This window comes from Methylophaga thalassica, from assembly GCF_030159795.1.
Lineage (GTDB): Bacteria > Pseudomonadota > Gammaproteobacteria > Nitrosococcales > Methylophagaceae > Methylophaga > Methylophaga thalassica.
The window spans coordinates 398,375-413,712 of sequence record NZ_BSND01000004.1 but is presented as its reverse complement, the minus strand read 5'-3'; the positions used below and the strand labels follow the sequence as shown (position 1 = coordinate 413,712).

At 43.4% G+C, this 15,338-nt stretch carries 13 protein-coding genes; 12 read left to right on the top strand and 1 reads right to left on the bottom strand.

The window, feature by feature from the left end; all coding sequences use genetic code 11:
• The first annotated feature begins 34 nt into the window (after positions 1–34).
• Complete coding sequence (locus QQL60_RS06830) at positions 35–1,732, top strand: PglL family O-oligosaccharyltransferase (protein WP_284722846.1); 1,698 nt, start codon at positions 35–37, stop codon at positions 1,730–1,732.
• Positions 1,733–1,893: 161 nt separating this feature from the next.
• Complete coding sequence (locus QQL60_RS06825; protein ID WP_284722845.1) at positions 1,894–2,322, top strand: pilin; 429 nt, start codon at positions 1,894–1,896, stop codon at positions 2,320–2,322.
• A gap of 61 nt (positions 2,323–2,383) precedes the next feature.
• Here the strand turns inward: QQL60_RS06825 and metG are convergent, their stop codons facing one another.
• Positions 2,384–4,411, bottom strand: a complete 2,028-nt coding sequence (metG, locus tag QQL60_RS06820) for a methionine--tRNA ligase (RefSeq protein WP_284722844.1) — start codon at positions 4,409–4,411, stop codon at positions 2,384–2,386.
• A 176-nt stretch (positions 4,412–4,587) separates the two neighbouring features.
• Between metG and QQL60_RS06815 the strand changes: the two genes are divergently transcribed.
• The 10 genes from QQL60_RS06815 to nspC all read left to right on the top strand — a co-directional run bounded on the left by QQL60_RS06815 (position 4,588) and on the right by nspC (position 15,333).
• Entirely contained in the window at positions 4,588–5,091 is a 504-nt protein-coding gene (locus tag QQL60_RS06815; RefSeq protein WP_273180784.1) for a hypothetical protein, read from the top strand.
• Between the two features lie 2 nt (positions 5,092–5,093).
• Positions 5,094–5,681, top strand: a complete 588-nt coding sequence (locus QQL60_RS06810; protein ID WP_284722843.1) for a succinate dehydrogenase/fumarate reductase transmembrane subunit — start codon at positions 5,094–5,096, stop codon at positions 5,679–5,681.
• The gene (locus QQL60_RS06805; protein ID WP_284722842.1) at positions 5,678–7,618 is read left to right on the top strand and encodes a fumarate reductase/succinate dehydrogenase flavoprotein subunit; all 1,941 of its coding nucleotides are present in this window, start codon (positions 5,678–5,680) and stop codon (positions 7,616–7,618) included. Before QQL60_RS06810 ends, QQL60_RS06805 begins: the two co-directional genes overlap by 4 nt.
• On the top strand, positions 7,615–8,343 hold the full coding sequence (locus tag QQL60_RS06800; RefSeq protein WP_284722841.1) for a succinate dehydrogenase/fumarate reductase iron-sulfur subunit: 729 nt from the start codon (positions 7,615–7,617) through the stop codon (positions 8,341–8,343). Before QQL60_RS06805 ends, QQL60_RS06800 begins: the two co-directional genes overlap by 4 nt.
• Positions 8,344–8,398: 55 nt before the next feature.
• Positions 8,399–8,911: an ATP-dependent zinc protease family protein gene (locus QQL60_RS06795; RefSeq protein ID WP_284722840.1), complete on the top strand. Its 513-nt coding sequence runs from the start codon at positions 8,399–8,401 to the stop codon at positions 8,909–8,911.
• Entirely contained in the window at positions 8,911–9,816 is a 906-nt protein-coding gene (gene rimK / locus QQL60_RS06790; RefSeq protein ID WP_007144828.1) for a 30S ribosomal protein S6--L-glutamate ligase, read from the top strand. Before QQL60_RS06795 ends, rimK begins: the two co-directional genes overlap by 1 nt.
• Before the next feature lie 2 nt (positions 9,817–9,818).
• On the top strand, positions 9,819–10,871 hold the full coding sequence (locus tag QQL60_RS06785; RefSeq protein WP_007144829.1) for a succinylglutamate desuccinylase/aspartoacylase family protein: 1,053 nt from the start codon (positions 9,819–9,821) through the stop codon (positions 10,869–10,871).
• Positions 10,872–10,988: 117 nt separating this feature from the next.
• The gene (speA, locus tag QQL60_RS06780; protein ID WP_007144830.1) at positions 10,989–12,935 is read left to right on the top strand and encodes a biosynthetic arginine decarboxylase; all 1,947 of its coding nucleotides are present in this window, start codon (positions 10,989–10,991) and stop codon (positions 12,933–12,935) included.
• A 26-nt stretch (positions 12,936–12,961) separates the two neighbouring features.
• Positions 12,962–14,161: a saccharopine dehydrogenase family protein gene (locus tag QQL60_RS06775; RefSeq protein ID WP_007144831.1), complete on the top strand. Its 1,200-nt coding sequence runs from the start codon at positions 12,962–12,964 to the stop codon at positions 14,159–14,161.
• 5 nt (positions 14,162–14,166) lie between these two features.
• Positions 14,167–15,333, top strand: coding sequence for a carboxynorspermidine decarboxylase (nspC, locus tag QQL60_RS06770; protein ID WP_007144832.1), 1,167 nt, complete (start codon positions 14,167–14,169; stop codon positions 15,331–15,333).
• Positions 15,334–15,338: the final 5 nt, after the last annotated feature.

Genomic DNA, 15,338 nt, shown 5'->3' with positions numbered 1-15,338 from the left:
TAGCAAATTCAAAAAGCCAAAAGGATATTGCTTAATGCAAAACCAACGATTATCACCCAGCAGAATTCTTGAATGTTTGCTGTTTTTACTTTTTGTTGTTTCGCCGTTTTACATTACGTCGAGTATTGGTGGTACGGGTTTTGATTTACCTTTTAATATTTCGGTTTGGTTTGCAGCAACACTAGTCATTGGGTTTATGCTCTGGCATATCGCTAGTAGCGACACGATTACCTTACCCAAAAATTATCTTTACCTATTGATGCTGCCAGCTGGCATTTTATTATCCGCTGTCATTGCCGGTGTGGTTGAACCTGTCACATGGTTATTCAGAATTTTATATATCCTTGCCGGTGTTATTTTTCTATTTGGATTATTTCAGTATAAAAGCCTGTCGGTTGAGCGAGTGTTGTTCTTTATTGTGCTATCAGGCTTGCTCGTTTCCATCTATGGCGTTGTCCAGATACATCACTGGCAGAATTATATTGGCGGCTTTTTACTAAGCTCAAAAAATCTTTTACCCACCACAATTTTTCAGCAAGTGAACGTAACGGCAAGTTATCTCGCTACATCAATATTAATTGCCACTTACCTGCTGTTTACTTCCTCAATTAATACTAAAAAAGCATTTCAGTCGCTTCTTTATATCACGATCCTAATAGGTAGTTATGTCTTGGTAACATCAGGGTCAAGAACGGGGTTGTTGTCACTGGGAGTTGGTCTTATTTTTCTGCTACTTGGTTTGTTAAAATCTGTAACAAAGCAAAAAGCGAAGTTAAGCACGTTGATAGTGATTTTATTAGTGTCTTCGTGGGCAGGACAAGCAGGTTTAAATAGAACAGCAGATAAAGCCTATACTTTAGTCAAGGCAGAAAACTCAGAAGCAAGAGTCGTTATCTACGGCGCTGCACTAGATTCAATTCAATCATCGCCAATTTTTGGGCATGGTATTGGTAGTTACAAATCTGAATGGTTAGCTCACTCACCCAGTTGGTATGAGGATTATCAGAATGTATCGATGCCATACACTCTGGGCCATCCTCATAATGAGTTATTGATGTGGGCTGTGGAAGGAGGAGCGCTCGCAGTTATAGGCATTTTGGTAGCGTTGACATCTACAGTTTGGTTGATAGTACGTTTCTATGGAATGATAAGTCTTACTTACTTTTCATTGTTGTTACCTATTTCTTTACACAACATGGTCGAGCTGCCATTTTATATTTCATCATTACACTGGTTTGTATGGTTATTTCTTATTTACCTGGCATTAAAAAATATCGTTATTGATAACAATAATCTGCTTAGTCAGATGGCGAGACTGTCTCTTCGAGGTATTACAATAGTATTTAGTCTGGTTTCATTCTTATTCATACTACAAACAGCCATAGCTCAAAAAGATATCACCGATTATGTCTATGGTCGCTCAACTGATAAGCCACTTCAGCAGGCATTGATAAATCCTTATTTTCAGGCTGATGCCAGAGCGATGGCTAACAGAAGCGTGCTTTACCATGCAATTGAAAATGGCGATAAACAAAAAATCATGCAACTACTTGAACAATTTCAACATGAATTAGATACGAATCCTGACTTAAAACTATTTGAAGATGTCATTAACGGTTATGAAGCGATAAAGGATAAAGAGCAAAGTTGTTTTGTTGCTGAACATGCATTAATGATTTATCCATGGAATGGTGGCTTGAAGCAATACTTGGCAAGCTGTGCAAACAAGTGACAAAAAGTGTCACTTGTTGTCAAAGTATGGTATGTGCAATAACAGAGGGACTCAGCCTTATTCTATAAGTCTATGAAAAATATATTGAATCACACATGGCACAATAACTGTATTAATTAAATTTAAGCGTAGTGCTTAATTTAAGAAATACGGAGATAAATATGAAAAAAGTCCAACAAGGTTTTACATTAATCGAACTGATGATTGTTGTAGCTATCATAGGTATTTTGGCAGCAATTGCTTTGCCAGCTTATCAAACATACACTGACAAGGCTCGTTATACTGAAGTTGTAATGGCAGCAACGAGTGTTAAAACTGCTGTAGAAGTCTGCGCTCAAGTACAGGGTGGTTTTAACCGTTGTACTGCAGGTTCAAATGGTGTACCTGATAATGTTACTGGCGCCCCAACAATAGTTAATACTGTAGATTGGACTGTCGATAGTGATACTCAAGGTGTTATTACTGTCACACCTGATGCTGATGCGCCTGGTAATATTGATGATTCTGCTGTTTATACCATGACTGGTACATATAACGGTGGAGTTGTTACATGGAGCGGTTCTTGCACAGCAACACCTGATCTTTGTTAATCATTAAATAAATAGAAGCCCCGCAGTGCGGGGCTTTTTTTCGCCTGTAAGAATGTTAGATTTATTTCACTCTCATCCCCAGCTGAGCACCTTCATCGGGGTTCAAAATAAACAAATCTTTGCCTCCTGGTCCTGCAGCCAGAACCATCCCTTCTGATAAACCAAAACGCATTTTACGTGGCGCTAGATTGGCTACCATCACCGTTAATTTACCAATGAGGTCTTCAGGTGAGTAAGCTGATTTAATACCTGCAAATACCTGACGTTCACCTAAACCAACATCTAAAGTGAGTTTAAGCAGCTTATCGGCACCTTCCACATGTTCAGCATTGACGATTTTGGCAATGCGTAAATCAATCTTAGCGAAGTCATCAAACTGGATTTCATCGGCTATGGGGTCAATATTCGTATTGCCTGCTGTTTGTTTCTCTGCTGGTTTTGTTTCTGTCATATTTTCTTTTGATTCTTCAATGATGGCATCGATTTTTTCTTTTTCGATACGTGTCATCAGTGGTGTAAATTTATTAATGGCATGACCTAAAAGTGGTGAAGCGATATCAGCCCAATTCAATGCTTTGATATTGAGGAAGGCTTCAGCTTGTTCAGCTGTTTTTGGTAATACTGGTTTTAAATAAGCGATTAATACACGGAATAAATTAATGCCCATGCTGTAAATGGCTTGAACTTCTTGCTCTTTACCTTCTTCTTTGGCTAACGCCCAAGGTTTCATTTCATCAATATACTGGTTGGCACGATCAGCCAGCGCCATAATCTCACGCATGGCCTGACCAAACTCTCGTTTTTCGTAACGTTCAGCTATCGCTTCGGCCTGATTTACAAAGCTATCAAACAAGTCCGCATCGGCTAAAGAACCACTTAACTGACCATCACATTTTTTACTCAGATAACCGGCGCAGCGGCTGGCGATATTGACGACTTTACCGACTAAGTCAGCATTAATTCGGGTTTGGAAGTCTTCCAGACTTAAATCAATATCATCAATACCACTGCCAAGTTTGGCAGCAAAGTAATAACGTAGATATTCTGGGTCCAGATGATTCAAATAGGTACGTGCTTTGATAAATGTACCGCGAGATTTCGACATTTTCTTGCCATCGACGGTTAAGAAACCGTGTGCATAGATATTATCAGGCTGACGGAAACCCGCACCTTCCAGCATTGCTGGCCAGAACAGGGCATGGAAATAAATAATGTCTTTACCAATAAAGTGCACCATCTCGGTATCGCTGCCAGGTTTCATAAAGGCATCAAAGTCAACACCCGTACGATCACAGAAGTTTTTGAAACTGGCTAGATAACCAATCGGCGCATCCATCCACACATAAAAGAATTTATTCTCTGTATCTGGGATTTCAAAACCGAAGTAGGGCGCGTCACGTGAAATGTCCCAGTCTTGCAAACCGCTATCAAACCATTCGCTGAGTTTACGTGTCACTTCTGGCTGAAGATGATCACTGTTGGTCCATTCTTTTAATGTTTTTTCAAAATTACCGAGTTTGAAGAAATAATGCTCAGATTCTTTGGTAATCGGCGTAGCGCCAGAGACAGCAGATACCGGGTTTTTGAGTTCGGTGGGTTCATAAGTGGCACCACAGACTTCACAGTTATCACCATATTGATCGGCGGCACCACATTTTGGGCACTCACCGCGAATGAATCTATCTGGCAGGAACATTTCTTTTTCTGGATCGTAGGCCTGACTGATAGTTCTGGCTTCAATATGACCCGCAGCTCGGTTAGCAAGATAAATCTGACTGGCTAAGGCTCGGTTTTCATCGCTGTGGGTACTATGAAAATTATCAAAACCAATATTGAACTCGGCAAAGTCGGCCTGATGCTCTTTACTGACATCGCTAATAAGTTGTTCAGGCGTGATGCCTTCATTTTGAGCACGCAGCATAATTGGTGTGCCATGCGCGTCATCTGCGCAAACATAAAAGCATTGGTTGCCACGCATTTTCTGGAAACGTACCCAGACGTCAGTTTGGATGTATTCCACCATATGGCCCAGATGTATTGAACCATTGGCATAAGGGAGAGCGCTGGTGACCAGAATTTTTCTTTGCATGTGTGAACCGAAATTAACCGTGAGAAAAACGATAAAAGATACCAGAATTAGGGTGTTTACACCACGTATCAGTCAGCTTTGTCGATGCGATTTATGCGTATGTTGAAAAGCATCAGGCTTTGCATTAGATTGAACTCAACACGCAATATCTAATTCACGCTTTCTCGGGGTTATCAATGGAGCTGATTTTACACAATATTCATGCTGACTCGGTTGAGTTGGCATTAGAAAAAGCTCGCCAATATCGTTCTCTAAATGAGCCTGAGATTGCCGAAAGCATTTGCTTGGATATTTTGCACATAGAGCCGGATAATCAAAAAGCGATTGTTTTGTACATTCTGGCTTTGAGTGATCAACTGCATCATGCAGGTAAAAAGACGCAAGTGAAATCGATTGAAGAAGCCATTGAAAAGTTACAAAGCCGCTATCAGCAATTTTATTATACCGGGCTGCTTCACGAGCGGCGTGCACGCTTTATGCTGACTCAGAGTATGGCGAGAGTGTTCGCTTATGACTATTTTATAGAAGCTTTACAGTTTTATCAGAAAGCGGAAAAAATAAGGCCAGAGCATAACGATGAGGCAACACTTCGCTGGAACAGCTGTATCCGTACTATTGAAAAAGAAAACCTGAAACCTCGTCCTGACAGTAAGGATGCCAGATTGGATATGGAAAGCTGAGCATGACGTTATTACAGATTCAAAAACGCACGATGACTATAGCAGGGACGGTATTAAGCGTTTATCTCCTGTTTCATATGTTATCCAATCTCAGCTTCTTTTTTGGCGATAGCTTTAATCAGTTTTATCAGATTTACAATTCAGCCTGGATACGTTGGCCTGTGTTGGCCATCGTTCTATTCTGTTTGTGGATTCATGTTCGGGCAGCAGTAAACATACGCCGAAAAAACAATCAGGCTAGGCAGGTTGGCTATAAAAAACATGACAAATTTCATATCCCGGCAGCACTGGTTACGCTGAGTATCATCTTATTATTCTTATTTATCGTTATTCATATTATTCAATCTTTATATGTGAATCCGGATGATGTCAGAAGCTCAGTAATGACTTGGTTTAGTTCTGTAGTAATCACGCTGTTTTATCTGACTGGTGTGTTTATATTGGTTATGCACTTGCAGCACTCTTTGATTAATGTTCTCCAAACCTTAGGAATTTCAGCAAAAATGCACCATATCGCTATTCATTCAACCGTAGCGCTTTTAGGAGTAGGGGTTGTTTCTATTCCTGTTTATGTATGGTTAATGTCATGAGTGAGTTTGAGTTAGATAGCCACGCGCCAAAAGGGCCATTACAGGATAGATGGAAACAGCATAAATATAATTCTCGTGTTGTCAGTCCGGCGAATCGTAAAAAATATACAGTGATTGTTGTTGGAACTGGGTTGGCTGGCGCTTCTGCTTCTGCTTCATTAGGCGAAATGGGCTTTAATGTAAAAACCTTTTGTTTTCAGGATAGTCCGCGCCGAGCTCACAGTATTGCTGCCCAAGGTGGTATTAATGCGGCCAAAAATTATCAGAATGATGGAGACAGTGTCTGGCGTTTGTTTTACGACACGATTAAAGGTGGCGATTTCAGAGCTAGAGAATCTAACGTTTTCCGTCTGGCTGAATTAAGCACCGCCATTATCGATCAGGCAGTGGCACAAGGCGTACCTTTTGCCCGCGAATATTCGGGATATCTGGCAAACCGTTCGTTTGGTGGTGCTCAGGTGTCGCGGACGTTCTATGCCAGAGGACAAACCGGGCAACAACTGTTACTGGGTGCCTATCAGGCCATGAGCAGACAGATTGCCGAAGGTACAATTACCCATCAGTCTCGCTGTGAAATGCAGGAGCTGATCATGGATGGTGACAGAGCCGTTGGCATTATCACTCGTGATCTGGTTACCGGCGAATTAGAAAGCCATATTGCTGATTGTGTGGTGTTATGTACGGGGGGGTACAGTAACGCTTTTTATCTGTCGACCAACGCCAAAGGCTGTAATACCTCGGCGATTTGGCGTGCCCATAAAAAAGGGGCTTTATTCGCCAATCCCTGTTTTACTCAGATTCATCCCACCTGTATTCCACAGCATGGTGAATTACAATCAAAACTGACATTAATGAGTGAATCTCTGCGTAATGATGGCCGTGTATGGGCGCCTAAAAATAAAGCCGATTGTGATAAACGGCCAGAAGATATTCCAGAACAAGATCGTGATTATTTTCTGGAACGCATGTACCCGTCATTTGGTAATTTGGTACCGCGCGATATTGCATCACGCGCCGTCAAGCTAATCTGTGATGAGGGCCGTGGTGTAGGTTTTGAAATTGAGGGCAAAAAACTGGGTGTCTATCTCGATTTCGCTCAGGCAATCAAAAAACAGGGATTCGACGCAGTTGAAGAAAAATATGGCAATTTGTTTGAGATGTATCAGCGAATAACCGCTGAAAATCCGTATGAAACCCCAATGCGGATTTATCCTGCTGTGCATTACACCATGGGCGGCTTGTGGGTTGACTACAATCTGATGACAACCATCGATGGCTTGTTTGCCGGTGGTGAAGCGAATTTTTCAGATCACGGCGCCAATAGATTAGGCGCCAGTGCATTAATGCAAGGGCTGGCCGATGGCTATTTTATTTTGCCTACGACGGTAGCGGATTTTTTAGCCAAGCATAAGCCTGTTAAAGCAGAAAATTATTCAATGCAGATTGATGAAGCCATGTCGTCAGCCAAAAGCCGAATTGATAGCTTGATGAATGCACCTGAACCATCTGTTACCCCCGATGAGTTTCATCGTCAATTGGGACAGATCCTCTGGCATGCCTGTGGTATGGCAAGGACAAAGTCCTCACTTGAAAAAGCCATTAATGAAATACAAACGCTGCGCGAGCAGTTTTGGCGGAAAGTAAAAATTTCTGGTTCTGAAGGCGGCTTAAACCAAACCTTAGAGCGCGCAGGACGTGTTGCCGACTTTTTTGAATTAACAGAGTTAATGTGTATTGATGCACTGGACAGGGAAGAATCCTGTGGCTGTCATGCACGAGAAGAGCATTTGACAGAAGAGGGGGAGGCCAAACGAAACGATATGGATTATTCCTATGTAGCCGCCTGGCAGTATAGTGGTGATATCAGCCACCCAACACTTTATCGTGAATACCTGCATTTTGATTTCGTTCGACCCAGCATAAGAAATTACCAATGATTTTTAAACTGAATATCTGGCGGCAATCTGGACCCGATAAAAAGGGTGATTTCGAGACATATGAAATTGAGGCGAGTGAAGATTCTTCATTTCTGGAGATGATGGATGCTCTGAATGAAAAGTTGATTCTTCAAGGGGATGACCCGATTGCTTTTGACTTTGACTGTCGTGAGGGTATTTGTGGCTCATGTAATCTTGTTATCAATGGCACACCGCATGGTAAACAACGGGCAACGACCACCTGTCAGCAGTACATGCGTGACTACAAAGATGAAAAAGAATTATGGATAGAGCCATGGCGAGCCACTGCTTTCCCGATTATCAAAGATCTTATCGTTGATAGAAGTGCCTTTGATCGTATTATCCAGGCTGGCGGATATATCCCCATCCGCACTGGTTCGGCCTGTGAAGCAAATACTTTACCCATAGATAAACAGGTTGCAGATGATGCATTTGATGCGGCGACTTGTATCGGCTGTGGTGCCTGTGTCGCTGTTTGTCCAAATGCCTCAGCGACATTATTTGTTGCAGCAAAAATCTCCCACCTATCGGTCCTCCCACAAGGAGGTATGGATAAACAGCGACCAGCTAAATTACTAAAAGCCATGGAACATGAAGGTTTTGGTAGTTGCAGTAACTATCGTGAGTGCGAAAGCGTTTGCCCGAAAGAAATCAAAGTCAGCGCGATTACCACCATGAATCGCCTTCTTTACCAAAATCGTTGATGCATTCTACGGAGTGTTATCATCCCTCACTGAGAAAACGAATGGTTACCATCGGATGACAGAAGAGCAAAGTAAAGCAGCATTATTGGAATCTATTACTGTGGGCTGGCGCGAGTGGTTGAGCCTCCCGCAACTTGGCCTCACCAGAATCAAAGCAAAAGTGGACACCGGAGCAAGGACCTCAGCTATCCATGCCTTTTCAGTTGAAGAGTTTGAGCAGGATAAGCAACTCTGGGTTCGATTTGGCGTGCATCCTAATCAGGGAGACAATGACACTATCAAATGGTGTGAAGCCTTAGTCATTGATCAGCGCAATGTGACGGATTCGGGGGGGCATACGGAAAAGCGTTATGTGATTCAGACTGAGCTATCACTGGGGCAAAAGCAATGGCCTATAGAAGTCACTCTGACAAACCGCGATAATATGCTGTTTAGAATGCTGTTAGGTCGAACCGCCATGACTGCCGGCAATCTTATTGTCAATCCTGCCATGTCATTTATGACTGGCCAAAGTGTTCAGGAGCATGATGAACAGCCTGTTAAAGAATTTTTTGATGGAGAAAGTTGATGAAAATCGCCGTTCTTTCTCGTAACCCCAAGTTATATTCAACCCGTCGTCTGGTTGAGGCCGCAGAGGCTCGTGGTCATGAAGTACATGTATTAGATGTGCTTCGCTGTTACATGAACATTACTTCATTAAAACCAGAAGTTCACTACAAAGGCGAAATTCTGACAGGTTATGATGCGGTCATTCCGCGGATTGGCGCTTCTGTCACTTTTTACGGTACTGCTGTGCTGCGTCAGTTTGAAATGATGAATGTGTATCCGCTCAATGAGTCAGTGGCTATTAGCCGCTCACGAGATAAACTACGTGCGCTGCAATTGCTATCCCGAAAAGGGATTGGTCTGCCAGTGACCGGATTTGCACACCGACCGGATGATGTTGATGACTTAATCAAAATGGTGGGCGGTGCACCTTTAGTTATTAAGCTGCTGGAGGGAACGCAAGGTATCGGTGTTGTTTTAGCAGAAACAGAACAAGCGGCAGAGAGTGTTATTGAGGCCTTTATGGGAATGAAGGCCAATATTTTGGTTCAAGAATTTATCAAAGAAGCAGGCGGTGCCGATATTCGCTGTTTTGTGGTGGGGGATAAAGTGGTCGCATCAATGAAACGTCAGGGAAAAGAAGGCGAATTTCGCTCTAATCTACATCGTGGTGGTAGCGCTAATTTAATCCGTATTTCTCCCCTAGAGCGAGCAACCGCAGTTCGTGCCGCAAAAACGATGGGTTTGAATGTCTGTGGTGTTGATTTATTGCGTTCAAATCACGGTCCGGTTGTAATGGAGGTGAATTCATCACCAGGCCTGGAAGGCATTGAAAATGCCACTGGTAAAGATATTGCCAGCATGATTATCGACTTCATCGAGAGAAATGCACGTTCAGGCAAAACAAAAACGCGGGGCAGGGGCTAAACATGTCCGATGTGCTGGTGTTGGCTGGTGAAGAAGTCAGATTAGGACAAAGTAAGATTATTGATGTGCCTTTGCCTGATCTTTACATGCAAACAGCATTGAGTATGCCGGTACATGTCATTCGTGGACGTCGTAAAGGGCCTATCCTGTTTGTTTCAGCCGCGGTACATGGTGATGAAATCAATGGTGTTGAGATTATTCGCCGTTTGGTGAAAAGTAAAAGTCTTAAAGGTCTGAAAGGTACAATAATCGCCATCCCCGTTGTCAATGTGTATGGCTTTTTAAATCAGTCTCGTTATTTACCAGACAGACGTGATCTTAATCGTTGTTTTCCTGGTTCGGATGAAGGTTCACTTGCTGCCAGATTAGCGGATTCTTTTATGAAGGAAGTCGTCAGTCAGTGTACCCATGGCATTGATCTGCACACGGCTGCGATCCATCGTGATAATTTACCGCAGATACGCGCTGATTTATCCAACCCTGATGTTGAAATGATGGCCCATGCTTTTGATGCGCCGGTGGTGGTGAACTCCAGTTTGATTCAGGGGTCATTACGTTATGCCGCTGCGGCTTATGATGTGCCGGTCATCGTTTATGAGGCTGGTGAAGCCTTACGTTTTAACGAAATGGCTATTCGTGCAGGTGTTAAAGGCGTGTTAGCCGTCATGCGTCACATTGGGATGCTAGCCGTCACAAGACAAAAAAAGCGTCCTCACGAACCCTTTGTAGCACGCAGTAGTGTTTGGGTCAGAGCACCTGAAAGTGGTATTTTCAGAATGCTGGTGCCTATGGGGGCCAGTGTCAATAAAGGCGATCTACTAGGCATGGTGGCCGCACCCTATGGTAAGGGAGATTCGGAAACTGAGGTGCTGGCAAGCAGTTCTGGTATCGTCATTGGTCGCACAAATATCCCTTTGGTCAATGAAGGGGAAGCCTTGTTTCATATCGCAAGGTTTAATAAACCGGACGAAGTCGCTGATAGTCTGCTGGCTTTTCATACGGACTTGGATCCAGCGACAGACACTGCAGTGCCTGATGAATTACCCATAATTTGAGCCGATGTCACTGTGGTGTCATCTCGGTAATGTAATAATTGAAATAATTCTTTGCTTTTTCACTGCAAACTAGTGAAAATCGCGCCCTTTAACTAACCAAGACGGGAATAATCGTCAATGCAGAAAACGCCTTTTCCTCCTATCGATAACGAGCTGGATTTAAGTACTGAATGGAGTGCTGAACATAGTGCTCGCTTATATGGTGTCAGGGACTGGGGAAGCGACTACTTTGATGTGTCAGAAGATGGTAATGCTGTTGTCACCGTCCAGTTTGGTGAGAAAACCATACAGGTACCTATCATTGACATCGTCAATGGCATGCGTGAGCGTGGACTGGATATGCCAGCTGTGTTACGCATTGAAAATCTGCTAGATCAGCGCATCACTCAACTTAATGAAGCATTCTCACGGGCGATTGATGAAGCAGGTTATAAAAATCATTACCGTGGCGTATTTCCTATCAAAGTTAATCAGCAGTGTCATGTTATTGAAGAGATTGCTGACTACGGCAGTCGTTACCATCATGGTCTGGAAGCGGGCAGTAAAGCGGAATTAATTATTGCTCTGTCACAGCTACGTGATCATGACAGTCTGATTGTCTGTAATGGCTACAAAGATGAAGAATTTATCGATCTTGGTCTTTATGCCCGTCAAATGGGAATCAAGTGCTTCTTTGTGCTGGAAACCGCCATGGAGCTGGACATTATTCTTGAGCGTAGCCGTGCTCTGGGTGTTGATCCCTTAATTGGCGTGCGTATTCGTCTGGCTTCTATGGTGGAAGGTCACTGGAATGAAGACAGTGGCGATCGCTCGATCTTCGGTTTATCTACCAGTGCTCTATTAGGCGTGGTTGATAAGCTTAAACAAACCAACATGCTGCACTGTTTGCAGTTGCTTCACAGCCATCTGGGATCTCAAATTCCTAATATCCGTAATATCCGTACTGGTGTGATGGAAGCCTGCCGATTTTACGCTGGCCTTATCGAAGAAGGCGCTCCAATGGGGTATATCGATATGGGCGGTGGTTTGGCTGTTGACTATGAGGGGGCCAGAAGTAACAGCACGCATAGTATGAACTATGGTTTGGACGAATATTGCTACAACATTGTAGAAGCCTTACAGGAAAGTCTGGACCCATTGGATATCCCACACCCAGTGATTATTTCTGAGTCTGGTCGTGCGCTGGTGGCCTATTCTTCAATGTTATTATTCAATGTGCTTGAAGTACGTGAGCATAAAGCTGAACCGATCCCTGCCGAAGCTCCAGAAGATAGTCATGACCACATTATCAATCTATTTAGTGTGCTTGATTACGTCAGTCCGGAAAATTTGCAGGAGTGTTACAACGACTCTCTCTATTACCGTGATGAGATGCGTGAATTATTTCACCATGGACAAGCGACCATTCGTGAACGAGCATTAGCAGAAAACCTGGCACTCGCTATTCTGGAAAAGATTTCTAATCTGCTGCCACAGGCAAGACGCGTGTCTCAGGAGCTGGAAGCGTTACCCGAATTGCTGTCTGATATTTACTATGGCAATTTCAGCTTATTCCAGTCATTACCGGATATCTGGGCAATTGATCAGCTTTTCCCGATCATGCCAATCCATCGATTAAACGAAGCGCCGGTCAGAGATGCAGTTTTAGCGGATATGACCTGTGACTGTGACGGTAAGATCGATAACTTCATCTCACCAACCGGAGTGAAAAAAACACTACCGCTACACGAACTGAAACATGGTGAGGAATATTATTTAAGTGTTTTCCTGGTCGGTGCGTATCAGGAAACCTTGGGTGACTTACACAATCTGTTTGGTGATACCAATGTCGTCAGCGTGCATATCAACGAGGAAGGTGGTTTTGATTTCCGTCGTGAATTCCATGGTGACAGCATCGCCGACGTATTAAGCTACGTTGAGTACGATCCTAAACACATGTTAGAACAATTCCGTCGTATCGCAGAAGAAGCGGTGCGTGATGGACGAATTTCGGTGCCGATGCGCCAACAAATGTTGCATGCTTTTAAAGAAAGTATGCATGGCTATACTTTTTTTGAACGTTAATTGAGACGAGTTAAAGGAATTCAGCAATGTCTAAAGTCCTGATTATTGGTGCCGGCGGTGTCGGTGGCGTAGTCACACATAAATGTGCACAGTTACCAGAAGTATTCTCTGAAATTGTTTTGGCAAGCCGAACAGAAGAAAAATGCAAAGCTATCGCTGCCCAATTGGATCGCCCGATTAAAACAGCGAAAGTGGATGCAGATAATGTCGCTGAGTTAACGGCATTGCTTGAACAGGAAAAACCGGACTTAGTGATTAATGTCGCTTTGCCATACCAGGATCTGACGATCATGGATGCCTGTCTGGCAGCAGGAGTGGATTATCTTGACACAGCCAACTATGAACCTTTGGATACTGCCAAGTTTGAATATAAATGGCAGTGGGCTTATCAAGATAAGTTTAAAGAGGCTGGTTTAACAGCATTGCTGGGAAGTGGTTTTGATCCCGGTGCCACCAATGTCTTCACCGCCTATATTGCTAAACATTATTTTGATGAAATCCATGAACTGGACATTATCGATGTCAATGGTGGTGATCACGGTTATCCGTTTGCAACCAACTTTAACCCGGAAATTAATATCCGCGAAGTGACTGCTGAATGTCGTCACTGGGAAAATGGTGAGTTTGTTGAAACCCCAGCGATGTCGAAAAAAGCGACATTTACCTGCCCAGAAGAAGTCGGTACCTACAATATTTACCGTATGTATCATGAAGAGCTGGAATCATTAACTAAAAATTTCCCGACGTTGAAACGCGCTCAGTTCTGGATGAGTTTTGGTGAAAGTTACCTGAAACACCTGGAAGTGCTTGGAAATGTGGGCATGACAGGCATCGAGCCGATTGACTATAACGGTCAGAAAATCGTACCGATTCAGTTCTTGAAAGCCTTGTTGCCTGATCCTTCTACCTTAGGACCACGAACCAAAGGCAAAACCTGCATCGGTTGTGTGGTGAAAGGTATTAAAGACGGTAAAGAAAAAATTGTTTACCTCTATAACATCAAAGATCATCAGGATTGTTATAAAGAAGTGCAGTCTCAGGCGATTTCATACACCACAGGTGTGCCAGCCATGATTGGTGCCAAAATGATGTTAGAAGGCAAATGGAAACAACCTGGTGTTTGGAATATTGAACAGTTCGATCCTGATCCCTTCATGGAAGACATGAATAAATATGGCTTGCCATGGAATGTGATTGAACTTGATAACTTTAATCTGGACAACTAATATCCATGCAGTTTACTGATTTTGGCAAACTGGATTTATCCCGTTTGCCATCACCTTGTTTTGTGGTTGATGAAGTCGCGGTAGAGCGTAACTTACGTATTCTGCATGGTGTAGCGGTAGCCAGCGGTGCAAAAGTGCTGGGTGCCTTAAAAGCCTTTTCAATGTGGTCACTGGGTGATTTAACCCGCCAATATCTGAATGGCACCTGTGCCAGTGGTTTGCATGAAGCTCGCCTGGGTTATGAAGAATATGGTGGTGAAGTGCATGTGTTCGCTGCTGCTTTCAGTCAGGCAGATATAGATGAGCTGTTAACGTTTGCGAACCATATTGTGTTTAATTCATGCAGCCAGTGGCTGCGATTTAGAGAGCAGTGTTTAGCGGCCCAAAAGCAACGACCTGATCTGGAGTTTGGTTTACGAATCAATCCTGAACATTCTGAAGGGGCCGTGCCCATTTATGATCCGTGTTCGCCTGGATCGCGTTTAGGGATAACCTTATCGCAGTTAGATGAAACCGCATTGGAAGGAATTAGTGGTCTGCATTTTCATACCCTGTGTGAACAAGGTTTTGAACCACTTCAACGTACCGTAGCAGCGGTTGAATCAAAGTTCGGTCATATCTTGCCGCAAATGAAATGGGTCAACTTTGGTGGCGGTCATCATATTACTGCTGATGGCTATGATATTAATGGGTTGGTGGAGTTAATACAGGCATTTCAAGCACGCCATCAGGTACAAGTCTATCTTGAGCCGGGTGAAGCAATGGCCATCGGCACAGGCATTCTGAGCTGTGAAGTGTTGGATATTACCTGGAATAAACTGAATCAAGCCATTCTTGATACCTCCGCCACCTGTCATATGCCGGATACGCTGGAAATGCCATATCGCCCTGATATTCGTGGTGCTGGTGAGGCAGATGAGTTCGAATATACGTATAGACTGGGGGGCTTAACCTGTCTGGCGGGTGATGTGATTGATGATTACAGCTTCAAAGCACCGCTTGAAGTCGGTCAGCGGCTGATTTTCGAAGATATGGCGCATTACACGATGGTCAAAACCACCACATTTAATGGCACAAAATTACCAGCCATTGCGTTGTGGAACTCAGAAACCGATGCCTTACGCATTGTGAAAGAGTTCGGCTACGACGATTTTAAACACAGATTATCTTGAGTTGA